The sequence below is a fragment of the Streptomyces sp. NPDC047002 genome, assembly GCF_040704505.1.
In the GTDB taxonomy this organism is placed as follows: Bacteria; Actinomycetota; Actinomycetes; order Streptomycetales; family Streptomycetaceae; genus Streptomyces.
The window spans coordinates 240,967-255,710 of the sequence record NZ_JBEYWC010000007.1 but is presented as its reverse complement, the minus strand read 5'-3'; the positions used below and the strand labels follow the sequence as shown (position 1 = coordinate 255,710).

Sequence of the window (14,744 nt, the reverse complement as noted above, 5' to 3'; positions counted from 1 at the left end):
CGACACGGATGGTGGCACGGACGGTGCGGGTGGTGCGGAAGCGGGGTGAGGGGGCTCCCCCGGTCGGCGGGGTGGTTCGAGGGCGCGCGTGCGCCGGCCGGACCCTCCCTCGGAGACCTGTGCCGCTAGTAGATCGGCTTGCTCGGCTCGATCTGGTTCACCCAGCCGATGACGCCGCCGCCGACGTGCACCGCGTCGGAGAAGCCGGCCGACTTCAGCACGGCGAGCACCTCCGCACTGCGGACACCCGTCTTGCAGTGCAGGACGATCTTCCGGTCCTGGGGCAGCGTCTCCAGGGCGTTGCCCATCAGGAACTGGTCCTTGGGGATCAGCTTCGCGCCGGGGATCGAGACGATCTCGTACTCGTTCGGCTCGCGGACGTCGATGATCTCGATGTTCTCACCGTCGTCGATCCACTCCTTGAGCTGCTTGGGAGTGATCGTCGAACCGGCCGCCGCCTCCTGGGCCTCCTCCGAGACGACGCCGCAGAACGCCTCGTAGTCGATCAGCTCGGTGACCGTCGGGTTCTCGCCGCAGACCGCGCAGTTCGGGTCCTTGCGCACCTTGACCTGGCGGTACTGCATCTCCAGGGCGTCGTAGATCATCAGCCGGCCGACCAGCGGCTCGCCGATGCCGGCGAGGAGCTTGATGGCCTCGTTGACCTGGATGGACCCGATGGACGCACACAGCACGCCCAGCACGCCGCCCTCGGCGCAGGAGGGGACCATGCCGGGCGGGGGCGGCTCCGGGTACAGGCAGCGGTAGCAGGGGCCGTGCTCGGACCAGAACACGCTGGCCTGGCCGTCGAACCGGTAGATCGAACCCCAGATGTACGGCTTGTTCAGCAGCACGCAGGCGTCGTTGACCAGGTAGCGGGTGGCGAAGTTGTCCGTCCCGTCCACGATCAGGTCGTACTGCGCGAAGATGTCCATCACGTTCTCGGCTTCGAGCCGTTCTTCGTGGAGGACCACGTTCACGTACGGGTTGATGCCCTTGATCGAGTCCCGCGCGGACTCGGCCTTGGACCGGCCGATGTCGGCCTGGCTGTGGATGATCTGGCGCTGGAGGTTCGACTCGTCCACCTCGTCGAACTCCACGATGCCGAGCGTGCCGACACCGGCCGCCGCCAGGTACATCAGCGCCGGGGACCCGAGTCCGCCGGCGCCCACGATCAGCACCTTCGCGTTCTTCAGCCGCTTCTGCCCGTCCATGCCCACGTCGGGGATGATCAGATGACGGGAGTACCTGCGGACCTCGTCGACGGTGAGCCCTTCGGCGGGCTCGACCAAGGGGGGCAACGACACAGGGACCTCTACAGGGGTAGGTCATTCACTAACGAGTTCTCCCTGTAACACTGCCACGCGCTTTCTCATTCCGAGATACCCGGTCCGACGAGCGAGACGATCTCGTCCCAGTACCCGGGCAGCGCGGCGAACGCGCCCTCGGGGTCCGACCGGTCGGTGAAGAAGATGGTCCCCGCACCCTGCCAGCGCGCGATGCGCATCGCCTCGTCGAGGTGGCCGCGCGGCACGCCGTGCACCAGGTGGACGAAGTGGTCGGGCGCGTAGGCCGCGGTCCAGGGCGCCGCCTGCGACCAGCGGTAGTCGGCCCAGGGCCCGGCGTACGTCACGAGCTGGTCGGCGGCCTCCGCGTACCCGGCGTACGGGTGGGTGCCGTGCCCGAGGACGAGGTGCCCGCCGTCGACCACCGCGTCCAGCGTCGCGGTGACTCTTCTCACCCCGGCGAGTTCGGCCCGGTCGGCGGGCGCCCGGTCCAGGTAGAACCCGTCCACGCGGTACCAGTCGACATAGCGCTGCGCGTCGCAGACCAGGTCGGCGAAGTCGTACATGCCGTATTTCAGGTCGAGATGGCCGAGCAGCCTGAGGCCCGCATTGGTGAGCCTCCCCGCGGCCTCCAGGCAGTGCGGGTCGGGCCGCGCGCCCGGCCCGTCGGCGACGTTGAGCACGGCCCAGTGCAGCGGCGTGCCGGGCCGGGTCAGCTCGGCCCACTCGACGGGTGCGAGCAGCGGGTGCGCGTACCCCGGCACGCCGAAGCCCGTGCGGCCGGCGGCCGTGCCGGACAACTTCCTTCCCGTGCTGGTCAGATGCGGCACGCCGCCTCCATCCAGATGTCCGCCAGCGACTCTTCGAGGCCGATTCTGGGGCGCCAGCCGAGCCGGTCGCGCGCCGTGCGCACGTCGGCCTGCTGCCAGGGGCCGCAGCCGTCGGGGTACGGGAACGGGCCGACGCCCAGGTGCTCGGCCGCAGGCTCGCCGCGCGGGGCGCCGATCGGGCCGTGCACATGGGGGCGCTGGGCGCCGGGCGGGGGCGCGTCGAGTTCGTTGAGCGCGCCCGCGTATCCGGCGACGCGGGCCAGCACGGCGGCCGCGTCCCGCAGCTTGACGGCGCGGCCCGTGCCGATGTTGACGATGCCCTGCGCGGCCGAGAGGGAGGCCGCGTGCACGGCGCGCGCCACGTCCCGCACGTCGACGAAGTCGCGCTGCACCCCGAGCCCCGCGAGCTTCAGCTCCGGGTCGCCCGCCTGCATGGCGCGGCGCATCGCCTCGGCGAGCCGGCCGAGCGGCGAGCCCGCCGGGGTGCCGGGGCCGACCGGCGAGAACACCCGCAGGACGACGGCGTCGAGCCCCGAGCCGAGGACGAGTTCGGTGGCGGAGAGCTTGCTCACCCCGTACGGGCCGCCGGGGCGCGGCAGCGCGTCCTCCGCGGTGGACGAGCCGGGCTGCGAGGGCCCGTACTCGGAGGCGCAGCCGATCTGGACGAGGCGGGCGCCGCAGCCGCTGCGCCGCAGCGCCTCGCACACCGTCGCGACCGAGACGGTGTTGTGGCGGATCAGGTCGCGTGCGCCGCCCCGGGTGGAGCCCGCGCAGTTGATGACGACGCCGGGGTGCACGGCGTCCATGAAGCGGGTCAGCGCGCCGGGGCTGCCGCCCGCGAGGTCGAAGCGGACGTCGGCGTCGTCGCCGCGGCCGAGCGCGGTCAGGTGGACCGCGGGGTCGGCGAGCAGGCGGTCGGCGACGAACCGGCCGAGGAAGCCGTTGGCGCCGAGCAGCAGGACCCTCATCGTGCCGCTCCTCTCTGCCGGGCTGCCCGGGGGGCCAGGGGTCGGGGCTTGGGGGTCATGGCGGGGTGTCTCCTTGCTGGACGAACGGGACGGAACAGATGAAACAGGTGGAGCGGACCAGGCGCGGACGGGTGGGACGGGCGGTGCCTGCGCCGCCTCAGGTGTGGGCCGAGGCCCGTGCGAGGGTCACCGCCGCGCGGCAGAGGAGCCCGAGCGCGGCGGCGCCGCAGGCGAGGGCGGGCACGCACTCCGCGCCCCAGGCCACGGCGAGCCGGGCGACCGGCGCGCCGAGCGCGGCGCAGCCGGGCAGCCGCGCCGCGAGGAGGGAGGCCGTGGCCAGCGCCTCGGCGCCGCAGGCCGCGGCGAGTCCCGCGGCGGCCGCGCCGGGAAAGCCGTGGCCGGCGAGCAGCCGTGCGAGCAGCAGCAGCGTGCCGAGCGCGACGACGTGCGCGGGCCCGGCGCCGCCGCCCGTCGTGCGCGCGACGAGCAGGGCGATCCCGGTCAGGGCGCACGCGTACAGCGCGACCGAGACGAGCAGCAGCGGCCGGGCCCCGGCCGCGAAGTGCGCGAGGTCGCGGCTGAGCGCGAGCCTGCGCCCCGCCCGTACGGAGAACAGGTGCGCGCACCAGGCGGCGGGTGCCAGGGCGCAGCAGAGCGCGACCAGGGGCGCGGGGTCCGCGTGGAAGGCGCTGACGCGGGCCAGGGCGTCGAGCACGCCGCCGCCGCACGCGGCAAAGGCGAGCAGCCAGCAGGTCCACAGCCCGCCGCCCGGCACCTCGCGGCCGGCCGCGCGCAGCGGGCCGCGGCGCAGGCTCGCCGCGACGGCGGCGCTCAGCGCGAGCGCCCCCGCGAGCACCGCGCCGATCCGCGCGGGCCCTGCCGTGCGGGCGGCCGCGGCCACGGCGAGCGCGGCGGCAGGTCCCGGCAGCAGGGTGGTGAGCGCCCAGGGCGCGAGGGCGTGCCGCGCGGCCGGGGGCGGCGGGCCCGCGTGCCCGTCGTGCGGGACCCGGGCGTAGAGCTCCTCGGCGAGCGCGAAGACGTCGCGGTGGCGGAAGCGGGTGAGGGCGGTCCTGTCGGTGATGCCGTGCGCTTCGAGGCCCGCGGCGATCTCCAGCGGGTCGACCGCCCCCGCGCAGAGCGCGCGGTGCCGGTGCAGCAGCAGCTTCACCGGGTCGGCCGTCCCCCGCCGCACGGGGGCGTGCGCGCCGGTCTCCCGACACGTGCCGTGGCCGGCGCCCGGGGTCTTCGCCATGGTCGTGCCTCCGTCAGACATCGCGGCTCCCGGCGCCCGCGCCGGCCGTCTCGCGTGCGGCGGGCCCGGCCCAGCGGACCGGGACGCCCGTCTCCGCGGCTCCGGCGAAGGGCAGCGGCGCGCCGGGGGCCGGGGGCGCGGGGCGCCCGGGGCTGTGCGAGAGGACGTCGAGGTACGCGGCGCGGAAAGCGGCCACGTTCTGCTCGACGGTGAAGAGTTCGAGCGCGCGGGAGCGCGCCGCGGCACCGAGCCTGCGCCTGCGGTCGTCGTCGGCGAGCAGGCCGAGGCAGGCGTCGGCGAGCGCCTTGGGGTTGTGCGGCGGGACGACGAGCCCGGTGCCGCCGACGACCTCGACCACGGCCCCGACGTCGGTGGAGACGGTCGCGCGGCCGCAGAGCATCGCCTCGACGAGGCTGAGCGGGAAGCCCTCGACCGAGCTGGAGAGCACGGCGACGCCCGCGCCCGCGTAGGCGTCGGCGGGCTCCGGCGCCTCAGGACCGCCCGCCTCCTCGAAGGAGACGGGGTTCTCGCCGACCGCGTAGGCGCCGGGCGCCTCGTCGGGAAAGAGCTGCGCCGCGAGGGTGCGGCAGTGGGCGAGGTAGGCGTGGCCCTCGTCGCCGGGTGCGGGCGCGCCGACGACGCGCAGCCGGGTGCCGGGGCGCCGCCTGCGGATCTCCGCGAACGCGTGCAGCAGGGAGAGCAGGTCCTTGGCCGGTTCGATCCTGCCGGTCCACACGAGGGTGTCGGGGTCGCCCGCGTCGTCGCTCTCCCCCACCTCGGCGAACCGGTCGGCCGCCAGGCCGGGGTGGATGGTGCGCAACTTGGCGCGGTCGGCGCCGCACTGCTCCTGCCAGCGGCGCGCGTGCGCGTTGCCCGGGGTGACGAGGTGGGCGGCGCGGTAGACCTCGGCGGCGAGCCTGCCGTGGAAGGCGGCGAGCAGGGAGCGCAGGGGGGCGCGCAGGGCGTCCTCGCGCGCGCCGTCGGTCGCGAGGTAGTGGGCGCGCAGTCCCACGCCGTACTCGGTGACCAGCAGGGGTGTGCCGAAGAAGCGTTTGGCCAGCAGCCCCGGGAGGGCGGCGGCGCCCGCGGTCGTGGCGTGGCAGATGTCGGCAGCCGCGAGCCCGCCCGCCCGGGCGCCCTCCCAGCTGTCCTCGGCCTCCCGGTCGTCGGCGGCCCCGCCCGCGCCGTACCAGTCGAGGCTGAGGGGGCGCAGGGCCTGTTCGACGGCGCGGGCGAAGGCGAGGTGGTCGGGCACGGCGGCGGCGCGCACGCCCCGGCGCGCGCCGGGGGCGCGGCAGGCGGATTCGAGGATGCGGAGCGCACGCTCCGAGCGGAGCGCCGCGGGGAGGCCGCCGCGCTCCCCGGCGAGCTCCGCGAGGCCGTAGAGGCCGGCCGCGAAGGACTCCGCGCCCTCGTCGCCGAGCGAGTGGCAGAGGGAGTGGGCGAGTTGGGCGAAGTGCTCGGCGAACCTGTGGCGGTCGCGCCTGCCGTGGGCGCGCCCGCCGTCCACCGGCTCCCAGAGCCGCGCGGTGCGCACCCGGCGCACCTGGGGCGGGAGCCCGACGAGGCCTGCGCGCTCCTGCCGGGGGTCGCGGACGAGCGCGTGGACGTCGAACTCGTGGTCGGGCAGGCCCCGGACGAGCCGTTCGCACCAGAGCCTCAACTCACCGGTCGCGTACGGGTAGCCACCGTCCGTGAGCAGTCCGATCCGCACGACACTTCCCCCGTTCTCCCTGTGGGGGGCCGCCGTACGCTCCGGCGACCCGCTGCGTCACGACCGTATGCGGATCCACGGGCGGCGCGGCGGACGGTTGTCCGTCGCGCCACCGGAAGGGGTGAATGCACGTAACTTTCCCGCGCCGTGCGCGTTCACGTCCTCCGGGGCGCGCGCCGGGGCGCGCGGCCCGCAGAGGGGCGCGCGCCGGTCGGTCCTTCAGCCCCGGGGGTACGGCCAGGGGTTGGCGCGGCAGCGGATGCCGCCGATGTCGAGCGACTTGGTCTGCTGCTGCATCACGGGCGCGAGCGCGCCCGGCTTCGCGCAGTCCACGTGGTCGTGGCCGAGGCGGTGGCCGACCTCGTGGTTGATCAGCATCTGGCGGTAGGCGTGCATCGCGCCCGGACCGTACGTCCGCGCGCCGCGCGCCCACCGGTACGCGTTGATCATGACGCGCTCGGTGGCGGCCGAGTCGCAGGAGACGCGCTCCTCGCTGGTGTCGAGCCCCGACTTGGCGCACCAGACGTCGGTGGTCCCCGGACTCGCGAGGGTGATCACGAAGTCGGGCCTGCCGGTGGAGACGCGCTCGAAGGTCTTTTCGCCGTGGTGGGCCCAACTGCGGTCGTCGTTGAGCGTCTTCTGCACGGCCTCGGCGAACAGCCGGCCGTCCAGGGGCAGTCCGTCCTCGATGTCGACGCGGTAGCGGTAGTGGCGGCCGGTGCCCGGCGCGGGGTCGGAGCCGGGCACCGCGGTGAAGCGGCCCGTCCCCTTCAGGTCGGCGGAGAGCGGGAAAGCGCGCGCCATCAGCTGGTCGTACGGGGGTACGGGGGCGTGCGCGGCCCGCACGCGGGCGGACGCCGTGGCGGCCGGCCGGGCCGCGCCCGCCTGCCCCGCGCCGTCCCCCGCGGCCACGGACCGCGCCCCCGGCCTGCCGAGGAACTGCCCGGCGACGACGAGCGCGAGGACCGTGACGACGGCGGCCGCCGCTGCCCCGCCGAGCGCGCGCCCCCGCCTGCCGCGGGGCGCGCCGGCCCCGGGCGCGGCGGCCGGGCCAGGCGCCTTCGGCGGCCCGTCGAAGGCCGCGAGGTACTCGGGCCTGGGGCCCGGCTCCCCCGGTGCGGGTGCCGTTTCGCGCCCGGTGGGCGGCGCGGTGGCCCGGAGCGTACGGCCGCCCGCCACGTCGGCGCGCGCGGCCCTGCCGCCGTACCGCTGCCGGTCCTGGGCGCCCTGGGCGTCCGGGTGGGCGCCGCGCGCCTGGGGCACACCTGCGGCCTCCGCTTCCGTGCCGCCCGCGGCGCGCCCGTGCTCCTCGCCCGCGGGCCGGGGGGACCCGGGGCCGGCGGCGGGCCGGGGGAACCCCGGTCGCCGCGCCGCCGGGAGGGCGCGCCCGTCGGGGCGCGCCGCGGGCTCGGCCCGACGCTCGGCGGCGGGACCCGCGGGGCCCGTGCGGCGGTGTCGTCCCACTCCCCGGATCAGCTCCCGTCGTCGCGCTCGCGGGCCCTGCGCCTATGCGGCGCCCGCTGGATCCTCCGCGTGCTCGGCGATGAGCTGCCTCGCCGCCGCCGCGATCTCGCGCGGGTATTCCATCATGGCGACGTGCCCGGCCTCGGGCAGCGTCAGCAGGCGCGAGTCGCGGAAGGCCCGGGTCGCCTTGCGCGCCATGCGGTACGACACGAGCCGGTCCCGGCCGCCGTAGACGAGCAGCGTCGGCGCGAGGACCCGCTCGGCCTGCCGCCACAGCCCGTACTGGCCGCCCAGGGTGTACGCGTTGACGATACCGCGCGCGGAGCGGGTCATCGCGTCCCAGAAATAAGGGAGTTGGAGTCGGCGGGCGGTCTCGTCGACGGCCGCGGCGAACTCCTCTTCACCCACCGACGCCGGGTTGCCGTAGCAGAGGTCGAGCACACCGCGGGTGCGCTGCTCGGGCGTCCAGTCGCGGCTGAGCCGGGCGAACAGCGCGGTGACCCCGGGCACCGCCATCAGCGCGGTGGGCAGCGCGCCGCGCTGCACGCGCAGTTCGGGCAGCGCGGGCGAGACGAGCGTCAGGGTGCGCACCAGGTCGGGCCGCGCCGCGGCCACCCGGGTGGCGACGGCGCCCCCGAGCGAGTTGGCGAAGAGGTGCACGGCGCCGCGGTCGCGGGCGTCGAGCAGCCGGATCACGGCGCGCGCGTGCCCGGAGACCGAGTAGTTGCCGTCGTCGGGCGGCGGCGAGTCGCCGAAGCCCGGCAGGTCGACCGCCTCGCCGTCGACGGCGTCGGCGAGCAGCGGCATCAGCGCCGACCAGTTCTGCGACGACCCGCCGAGACCGTGCACGTACAGGGCGGGCGGCAGGCCCGTCCGGGCGGCGGGCCTGGCGCGGACGGTGAGGGTGAGCCCCGGCAGCGCGACCGTGCCGAGCTCCTCCCCCTCGGCCACCCGGACCGGAGCGGCCCGGGGGGTCGCTGCGGCTGCGACGGATTCCGGTAGCTCGGTCGAAGACATGCCCGCAATGTTACGAGCAAGTCACACCCGGGACCGTGTGGTGGCGGTCACAGCACGCGTGGCGTCGCCGGGAAGCCGCTCCTAGGCTCGTAGAGGGTGGTTTCCGCGCTCGCCACGGGGCAACCGGGGATACGGAGTACGACCGGAACGCACGCGACCGCGGGCGCGCACCCTCAGGACGGCCGCGGACCCGAGGAGGAACCACATGTCGGTGCCCAGCCACCCCTATGACCCGGCCGACCCGGCGGACAACCCGGCGGACCCCGAGGACCCCGACACCTTCGCCGGGCAGACCGGGGAGCCCGAGCTCTCCCCCGAGACCCCGGAGGCCGACGCCGCCGAGCAGCGCACCGGGCTGCGGCGCGAGGCGGCCGAGCCGCCGGCCGCGGGGCAGGGCGGCGAGGCCGACGAGGCCGACGAGGCCGACGAGGCCGACCGCGCGGAGCAGGCCCTCCCGGTGGGCGGCGAGGAGGAAGAGGACGACTACCGCTGACCGGCGCCGCCTCCCCCGGGCCGGCGCCGGGCACCGGCGATTTTCTGCCGCCTCACCGCGCACGAGCGGGTTACCCAAAAGTACGATGGCCAGTCGGGGCCGGAGCACGCCCTGCGGCCTGCGGACCACGGAGGCGGCCGGCGCACAGACGACATGGGAGGCGGCGTGGAAGCCATGGAGCAGACGGAGGCGGCGCGCCCGCGCGGGACGCGGCTGCCGCGCCGCGCCCGGCGCAACCAGCTGCTCGGCGCGGCACAGGAAGTGTTCGTGGCCCAGGGGTACCACGCGGCGGCGATGGACGACATCGCGGAGCGCGCCGGAGTCAGCAAGCCGGTGCTCTACCAGCACTTCCCCGGCAAGCTTGAGCTGTATCTGGCCCTGCTCGACCAGCACTGCGACTCGCTGCTCCAGGCGGTGCGCACGGCGCTGGCGTCGACCACGGACAACAAGCAGCGCGTCGAGGCCACGATGGACGCGTACTTCGCGTACGTGGAGGACGAGGGCGGCGCGTTCCGCCTGGTCTTCGAGTCCGACCTGACCAACGAGCCGGCGGTGCGGGAGCGGGTCGACCGGGTGACGCTCCAGTGCGCCGAGGCGATCTCCGACGTGATCGCCGAGGACACGGGCCTCTCGCGGGACGAGTCGATGCTGCTGGCCACCGGCCTCGGTGGGGTGTCGCAGGTGGTGGCGCGGTACTGGCTGTCGAGCGCCTCGCCCGTGCCGCGCGACCGCGCGGTCTCCCTGCTGACCTCGCTGGCCTGGCGGGGCATCGCCGGCTTCCCCCTCCACGGCGAGCAGCACTGAGTTCCCGCCGCGTGTTCGCTGCGGGCGTGGCCGCGCGACGTCTTCAGCACCCGCCACGCGGGCTAATGTGTGCTGCGTACCGCGCGGCTGTCCGCGCAACGCACTGACCGTCGGAGGGACATAGCCGTGGAGGTCAAGATCGGTGTGCAGCACGCGCCCCGCGAGATCGTTCTGGAGAGCGGTGACTCCGCCGAGGACGTCGAGCGCGCGGTGTCGGACGCGCTGGGCGGCAAGGCGCAGCTGCTGAGCCTCACGGACGAGAAGGGCCGCAAGGTCCTGGTGCCGGCGGACCGGCTCGCGTACGTGGAGATCGGCGAGACGGCGACGCGCCGGGTGGGCTTCGGCCCGCTGTAGGCGCCGCACGGCGGAGCGCCGAAACGCCCGACATACGGCGAACGGTCCGGCAGGGATGGCCCCTGCCGGACCGTTCGCCGTATGTCGGGGCCCCACCCGGCCGGTCACGGAGTCGCGCCCGGTCGCGGAGTCGCCTGATCGCGGGGCCGCGGCGCGCCGCAGGGTTGTCGGCCGCGCACGCGGGGTAATGACGGGCTGGACGCACGGGCCGCTCGCCCGGCGCGCCGCACCCGGAGCCGCGAGGTGATCGCCGTGATGCTGGAGATTCTCGGTTCTGCCCTGCTCGGTCTCGGCCTGGCAGCGGCCGCTGCGGTGCTGCTCGCGCACCGTCTGCCGGCCCGCCGCCTGGTGCTGCTCGCCGGCGGCCTCGGGGCGCTGCTCGGTGCGTACGTCACGCACGAGGCGCTGGGGCCCGGCCATGTGCCGGCCACTCTGCTGGGGTCGCTCGGCGTCTCAGCCGTGGTGGTCTCCCTGCTGCTGCGCCCCGCCGGGCAGCAGGCCGCAGCGCCGGCGCACCGCGCGGTGCCGTAGCGCAGCCGCGCCGCGGGCGCCGAACCCCGAACACCGCATGCCCGGATGCCGGGCGCGGGGTCACGCGGCGAGGCCGAGGGCCGCCATCCGCTTGGTGTGGGCCTCGGTGATGCGGGAGAACATCCGGCCCACCTCGGCGAGGTCGAAGCCGTCGGCGACGCCGCCCACCAGCATCGTGGAGAGCGCGTCGCGGTCCGCGACCACCCGCTGGGCCTGCGAGAGCGCCTCGCCCATCAGGCGGCGCGCCCACAGCGCGAGGCGGCCGCCTACGCGGGGGTCGGCCTCGATGGCGGCCCGCACCTTCTCCACGGCGAAGTTGCCGTGGCCCGTGTCGTCGAGCACGGCGAGGACCAGCGCGCGGGTGTCGGTGTCGAGCCTGGCCGCGACCTCGCGGTAGAAGTCGCTCGCGATCGAGTCGCCGACGTACGCCTTGACCAGGCCTTCGAGCCAGTCGGACGGCGCGGTCTGGCGGTGGAACTCGTCGAGCGCCCTGGCGAACGGCTCCATGGCCTCCGTGGGCGTGGCGTCGATGGCGCTGAGCCGCTCCGTGAGCTGCTCGAAGTGGTGGAACTCCGCGGACGCCATGCGCGCGAGCGCGGCCTTGTCGGCGAGGCCCGGCGCGAGTTTCGCGTCCTCGGCGAGGCGCTCGAAGGCCGCGAGTTCGCCGTAGGCGAGGGCGCCGAGGAGGTCCACCACGGCCGCGTGGTACTGCGGCTGCGCGGACGCCCTGGCCCAGTCCTGCGCGGCGATCCCGGTGTTCTCGCTGTCTGCGTCTGCCACGGCCAACCTTCCGATTCGTGTGCTCGTCGTAACCCGCGTCACCGCACAATAGTCCGCGTGGGAGGGGGGCAGGACGCCCGTACTCGGCGGCCCGTGGAGCGGCCGGTGAACTTCGGCCGACACATGTGCACGGATCCGGGGTACAGTGGTATTGCGCCTGCCGAGTGTGTCGGTGGGCCATCACAGTGTTTGACCGAGGATCGACGGGACGGACGTGCGCCACCACGGCGCGTGACCGCCGGGAGGTTCTCGGCCAGGCCCCCAGAGGATGCCCGGTCGGTGGCCCGATCGGCTCCGACCCGACCGCCCTCGGCGCGGTCCGTGCGCAGCAGCACACGAACCCGCACATGAGGGGCCCCCTGAGCGGCTCGAGCGCTTGAGCGACGGCAGGGGTCCCGCGCCATCCGGCCCTCCACGGCCGGCCGAGCCGAACCGGCGCGGACCGTTGCGCGGTAGGACCCCCCTGCGTTCGCCTCGTACCGCACCTCACGGAAGAGGCAGCACCCTGACTACGACGTTCCGCGATCTCGGGATCCTCCCCGAGACGGCCGAGGCCCTCGAAGCCGTCGGCATCACATCCCCCTTTCCCATCCAGGAGATGACGCTCCCGGTGGCCCTCTCGGGCACCGACGTCATCGGCCAGGCCAAGACCGGCACGGGCAAGACCCTCGGCTTCGGCCTCCCGCTGCTGGAGCGCGTCACCGTCCCCGCCGACGTGGAGGCGGGCCGCGCGGCCCCCGAGCAGCTGACGAGCGCGCCGCAGGCCCTGGTCGTCGTGCCGACGCGCGAGCTGTGCACGCAGGTGACGAACGACCTGCTGACCGCGGGCAAGGTCCGCAATGTGCGGGTCCTCGCCATCTACGGCGGCCGGGCCTACGAGCCGCAGGTCGAGGCCCTGAAGAAGGGCGTCGACGTGGTCGTCGGCACGCCCGGCAGGCTGCTCGACCTGGCAGGCCAGCGCAAGCTGGACCTGTCGCACGTGCGGGCCCTCGTCCTCGACGAGGCCGACGAGATGCTCGACCTGGGCTTCCTGCCCGACGTCGAGAAGATCATCCAGCAGCTTCCCGCACGCCGGCAGACGATGCTGTTCTCCGCGACCATGCCGGGCGCGGTCATCGGCCTCGCCCGCCGCTACATGTCGCAGCCCACGCACATCAGCGCCACGTCGCCCGACGACGCGGGCGCGACGGTGGCGGCGACCACGCAGCGCGTCTACCGCGCCCACTCCATGGACAAGCCGGAGATGGTCGCCCGGATCCTGCAGGCCGAGGGCCGCGGTCTTGCGATGATCTTCTGCAGGACGAAGCGCACCGCGGCCGACATCGCCGACCAGCTGATGCAGCGCGGCTTCGCCGCGGGCGCGGTCCACGGCGACCTGGGCCAGGGCGCGCGCGAGCAGGCGCTGCGCGCGTTCCGCAACGGCAAGGTCGACGTGCTGGTGTGCACCGACGTCGCGGCCCGCGGCATCGACGTCGAGGGCGTGACGCACGTCATCAACTACCAGTCGCCCGAGGACGAGAAGACGTACCTGCACCGCATCGGCCGCACCGGCCGCGCGGGCGCGACGGGCACGGCCGTCACCCTCGTCGACTGGGACGACATCCCGCGCTGGCAGCTGATCGACAAGGCGCTCGGCCTGGGCTTCCCCGCCCCGCCCGAGACGTACTCCACCTCGGCGCACCTCTTCGAGGAGCTGTCGATCCCGGCCGGCACCAAGGGCATCCTGCCGCGTGCCGAGCGGACCCGCGCGGGCCTCGCGGCCGAGCAGGTCGAGGACCTGGGCGAGACGGGCGGCAGGGGCCGCCGCGGCGCACCGGCGGCCGCGGCACCGCAGGAGGAGCGCCCGGCGCGTACACGGACGCCGCGGCAGCGGCGCCGCACCCGCGGCGGACTCTCCGTGGGCGAGGCGGCCCCCGAGGCCGCGCACGCGGCCGACACGGCCGAGGGCGCGGCGGACACCGAAGAGGCGCGGGCGCCGCGGCGCCGCCGCCGTACCCGCTCGGGCGCCGCGGCCACGGCCGAGGCGGCGCTCCCCGCGCCCGCCGAGGCGCCGGACGCGGCCGCGGACGAGGCCCCGGCCAAGCCCCGCAGGCGCCGTACGCGCGCGGTCAAGACCCAGGCGGAGGCGGTGCCCGCCGCTGCCGAGGCACCGGCGGCAGCCGAGGCCGAGGCGAAGCCGCGGCGCCGCCGCACCCGCTCGGCGAAGCCGGTGCAGCAGCCGGAGGCGTGAGCGCGCGCAGCACAGCGGCCGTGGCCCGGAACCCCGTGCGGGGTTCCGGGCCACGGCCTTTTCCCTGGCCGGGCGCGCGCCCGCGCACGCCCCGGCTAGCCTCGGGGCCATGAGTCGCCCAGACAGCTTCGTGCCGCCCGCCGTCGCCCGTGCCCGTACGCTCGCCACCTCGCGCGGCGGCTTCGCGGCGATCGAGGCGGCGCCCGCGGGGCAGCAGCTCGGCACGGTCCTGATGCTGCCCGGCTTCACCGGCAGCAAGGAGGACTTCAACGCCCTGCTCGAACCGGTCGCCGCCGGCGGCTACCGCGTGGTGGCGGTCGACGGCCGCGGGCAGTACGAGTCGGCGCCGCCCGCCTCGCCCGACGGCTACGCGCGCGCCGAGCTGGCCGCTGACGTGCTGGCGCAGGCCGAGGCCCTCGGCGCGCCGGTGCACCTGCTCGGCCACTCCTTCGGCGGGCAGGTCGGCCGGGCGGCGGCGATCGCCGAGCCCGGCAGCTTCCGTACGTTCACGATGATGTCGTCGGGGCCCGCCGCGATCTCGCAGAGCGAGAAGGCGCGGGCGAAGCTGCTGCTCGACGCCCTCGCGGTGATGACCATGGAGGAGGTGTGGGAGGCGATGCGGCGGATGGAGCCGCTCGAAGAGGCCCCAGTCGTCCCCGCGGCTCCCGCGGCTCCCGGCGCAGCGGGCGGGCGCCCCGCGGCTCCCACCGACGCCGGGGACCTGCGCAGGCGCTGGCTCGCGACGGACCCCGCGCAGCTGGTCGCGGCGGCCGGGCAGCTGGTCGCCGAGCCCGACCGGGTGGCGGAGCTGGCCGCGACGGGCCTGCCGGTGCACGTGGTCTCCGGCGTCCAGGACGGGGTGTGGCCGCCCGAGCTCCTCGACGACATGGCGCGCCGCCTCGGTGCGCGGCGCACGACGGTGGCGGGCGCCGGCCACTCCCCCAACACGGACCGCCCGGCCAGGACGGCTGCGGCGCTGCTCGCCTTCTGGGACGCGCACCGGTAGCGGCCGCGGTACGGGCCC

General features: G+C 75.7%; 14 protein-coding genes. 6 read left to right on the top strand and 8 right to left on the bottom strand.

The genetic code is table 11. The features are described 5' to 3' along the window. Positions 1–125: 125 nt before the first annotated feature. The 7 genes from moeZ to AB0910_RS10305 all read right to left on the bottom strand — a co-directional run bounded on the left by moeZ (position 126) and on the right by AB0910_RS10305 (position 8,528). Complete coding sequence (gene moeZ, locus AB0910_RS10335; protein WP_366744102.1) at positions 126–1,304, bottom strand: adenylyltransferase/sulfurtransferase MoeZ; 1,179 nt, start codon at positions 1,302–1,304, stop codon at positions 126–128. A 65-nt stretch (positions 1,305–1,369) separates the two neighbouring features. Beyond that, entirely contained in the window at positions 1,370–2,113 is a 744-nt protein-coding gene (locus AB0910_RS10330; RefSeq protein WP_366744101.1) for a spherulation-specific family 4 protein, read from the bottom strand. Further along, complete coding sequence (locus AB0910_RS10325; RefSeq protein ID WP_366744100.1) at positions 2,101–3,081, bottom strand: NAD-dependent epimerase/dehydratase family protein; 981 nt, start codon at positions 3,079–3,081, stop codon at positions 2,101–2,103. The genes AB0910_RS10330 and AB0910_RS10325 overlap by 13 nt, the downstream gene beginning before the upstream one ends. Positions 3,082–3,238: 157 nt before the next feature. Continuing rightward, on the bottom strand, positions 3,239–4,333 hold the full coding sequence (locus AB0910_RS10320) for a hypothetical protein (protein ID WP_366744099.1): 1,095 nt from the start codon (positions 4,331–4,333) through the stop codon (positions 3,239–3,241). 13 nt (positions 4,334–4,346) lie between these two features. Further along, on the bottom strand, positions 4,347–6,047 hold the full coding sequence (locus AB0910_RS10315; RefSeq protein WP_366744098.1) for a DUF3492 domain-containing protein: 1,701 nt from the start codon (positions 6,045–6,047) through the stop codon (positions 4,347–4,349). A 219-nt stretch (positions 6,048–6,266) separates the two neighbouring features. Continuing rightward, a complete protein-coding gene (locus AB0910_RS10310) occupies positions 6,267–7,310 on the bottom strand; it encodes a DUF3152 domain-containing protein (protein WP_366744097.1) in 1,044 nt (347 codons plus the stop codon). A 243-nt stretch (positions 7,311–7,553) separates the two neighbouring features. Further along, positions 7,554–8,528: an alpha/beta hydrolase gene (locus AB0910_RS10305; protein ID WP_366744096.1), complete on the bottom strand. Its 975-nt coding sequence runs from the start codon at positions 8,526–8,528 to the stop codon at positions 7,554–7,556. 205 nt (positions 8,529–8,733) lie between these two features. Here AB0910_RS10305 and AB0910_RS10300 point away from each other — a divergent pair, with 205 nt between their 5' ends. The 4 genes from AB0910_RS10300 to AB0910_RS10285 all read left to right on the top strand — a co-directional run bounded on the left by AB0910_RS10300 (position 8,734) and on the right by AB0910_RS10285 (position 10,710). Continuing rightward, on the top strand, positions 8,734–9,021 hold the full coding sequence (locus tag AB0910_RS10300; RefSeq protein WP_366744095.1) for a hypothetical protein: 288 nt from the start codon (positions 8,734–8,736) through the stop codon (positions 9,019–9,021). A gap of 165 nt (positions 9,022–9,186) precedes the next feature. Next, complete coding sequence (locus AB0910_RS10295; RefSeq protein WP_366744094.1) at positions 9,187–9,825, top strand: TetR/AcrR family transcriptional regulator; 639 nt, start codon at positions 9,187–9,189, stop codon at positions 9,823–9,825. 126 nt (positions 9,826–9,951) lie between these two features. Further along, on the top strand, positions 9,952–10,179 hold the full coding sequence (locus tag AB0910_RS10290) for a DUF3107 domain-containing protein (RefSeq protein WP_366744093.1): 228 nt from the start codon (positions 9,952–9,954) through the stop codon (positions 10,177–10,179). A gap of 252 nt (positions 10,180–10,431) precedes the next feature. After that, positions 10,432–10,710: a hypothetical protein gene (locus AB0910_RS10285; protein WP_366744092.1), complete on the top strand. Its 279-nt coding sequence runs from the start codon at positions 10,432–10,434 to the stop codon at positions 10,708–10,710. Between the two features lie 60 nt (positions 10,711–10,770). Here the strand turns inward: AB0910_RS10285 and AB0910_RS10280 are convergent, their stop codons facing one another. Next, complete coding sequence (locus AB0910_RS10280; protein ID WP_366744091.1) at positions 10,771–11,490, bottom strand: ferritin-like fold-containing protein; 720 nt, start codon at positions 11,488–11,490, stop codon at positions 10,771–10,773. A gap of 598 nt (positions 11,491–12,088) precedes the next feature. Here AB0910_RS10280 and AB0910_RS10275 point away from each other — a divergent pair. Continuing rightward, complete coding sequence (locus AB0910_RS10275; RefSeq protein ID WP_366744090.1) at positions 12,089–13,720, top strand: DEAD/DEAH box helicase; 1,632 nt, start codon at positions 12,089–12,091, stop codon at positions 13,718–13,720. 109 nt (positions 13,721–13,829) lie between these two features. Further along, on the top strand, positions 13,830–14,726 hold the full coding sequence (locus AB0910_RS10270; RefSeq protein ID WP_366744089.1) for an alpha/beta hydrolase: 897 nt from the start codon (positions 13,830–13,832) through the stop codon (positions 14,724–14,726). The last annotated feature ends 18 nt before the right edge of the window (positions 14,727–14,744 follow it).

Excerpts from the sequence above, each read along its gene's own strand:
- AB0910_RS10325 (WP_366744100.1), bottom strand. The coding sequence starts at position 3,081 with ATGAGGGTCCTGCTGCTCGGCGCCAACGGCTTCCTCGGCCGGTTCGTC.
- AB0910_RS10320 (WP_366744099.1), bottom strand. The coding sequence starts at position 4,333 with ATGGCGAAGACCCCGGGCGCCGGCCACGGCACGTGTCGGGAGACCGGC.
- AB0910_RS10305 (WP_366744096.1), bottom strand. The coding sequence starts at position 8,528 with ATGTCTTCGACCGAGCTACCGGAATCCGTCGCAGCCGCAGCGACCCCC.
- AB0910_RS10300 (WP_366744095.1), top strand. The coding sequence starts at position 8,734 with ATGTCGGTGCCCAGCCACCCCTATGACCCGGCCGACCCGGCGGACAAC.
- AB0910_RS10275 (WP_366744090.1), top strand. The coding sequence starts at position 12,089 with ATGACGCTCCCGGTGGCCCTCTCGGGCACCGACGTCATCGGCCAGGCC.
- AB0910_RS10270 (WP_366744089.1), top strand. The coding sequence starts at position 13,830 with ATGAGTCGCCCAGACAGCTTCGTGCCGCCCGCCGTCGCCCGTGCCCGT.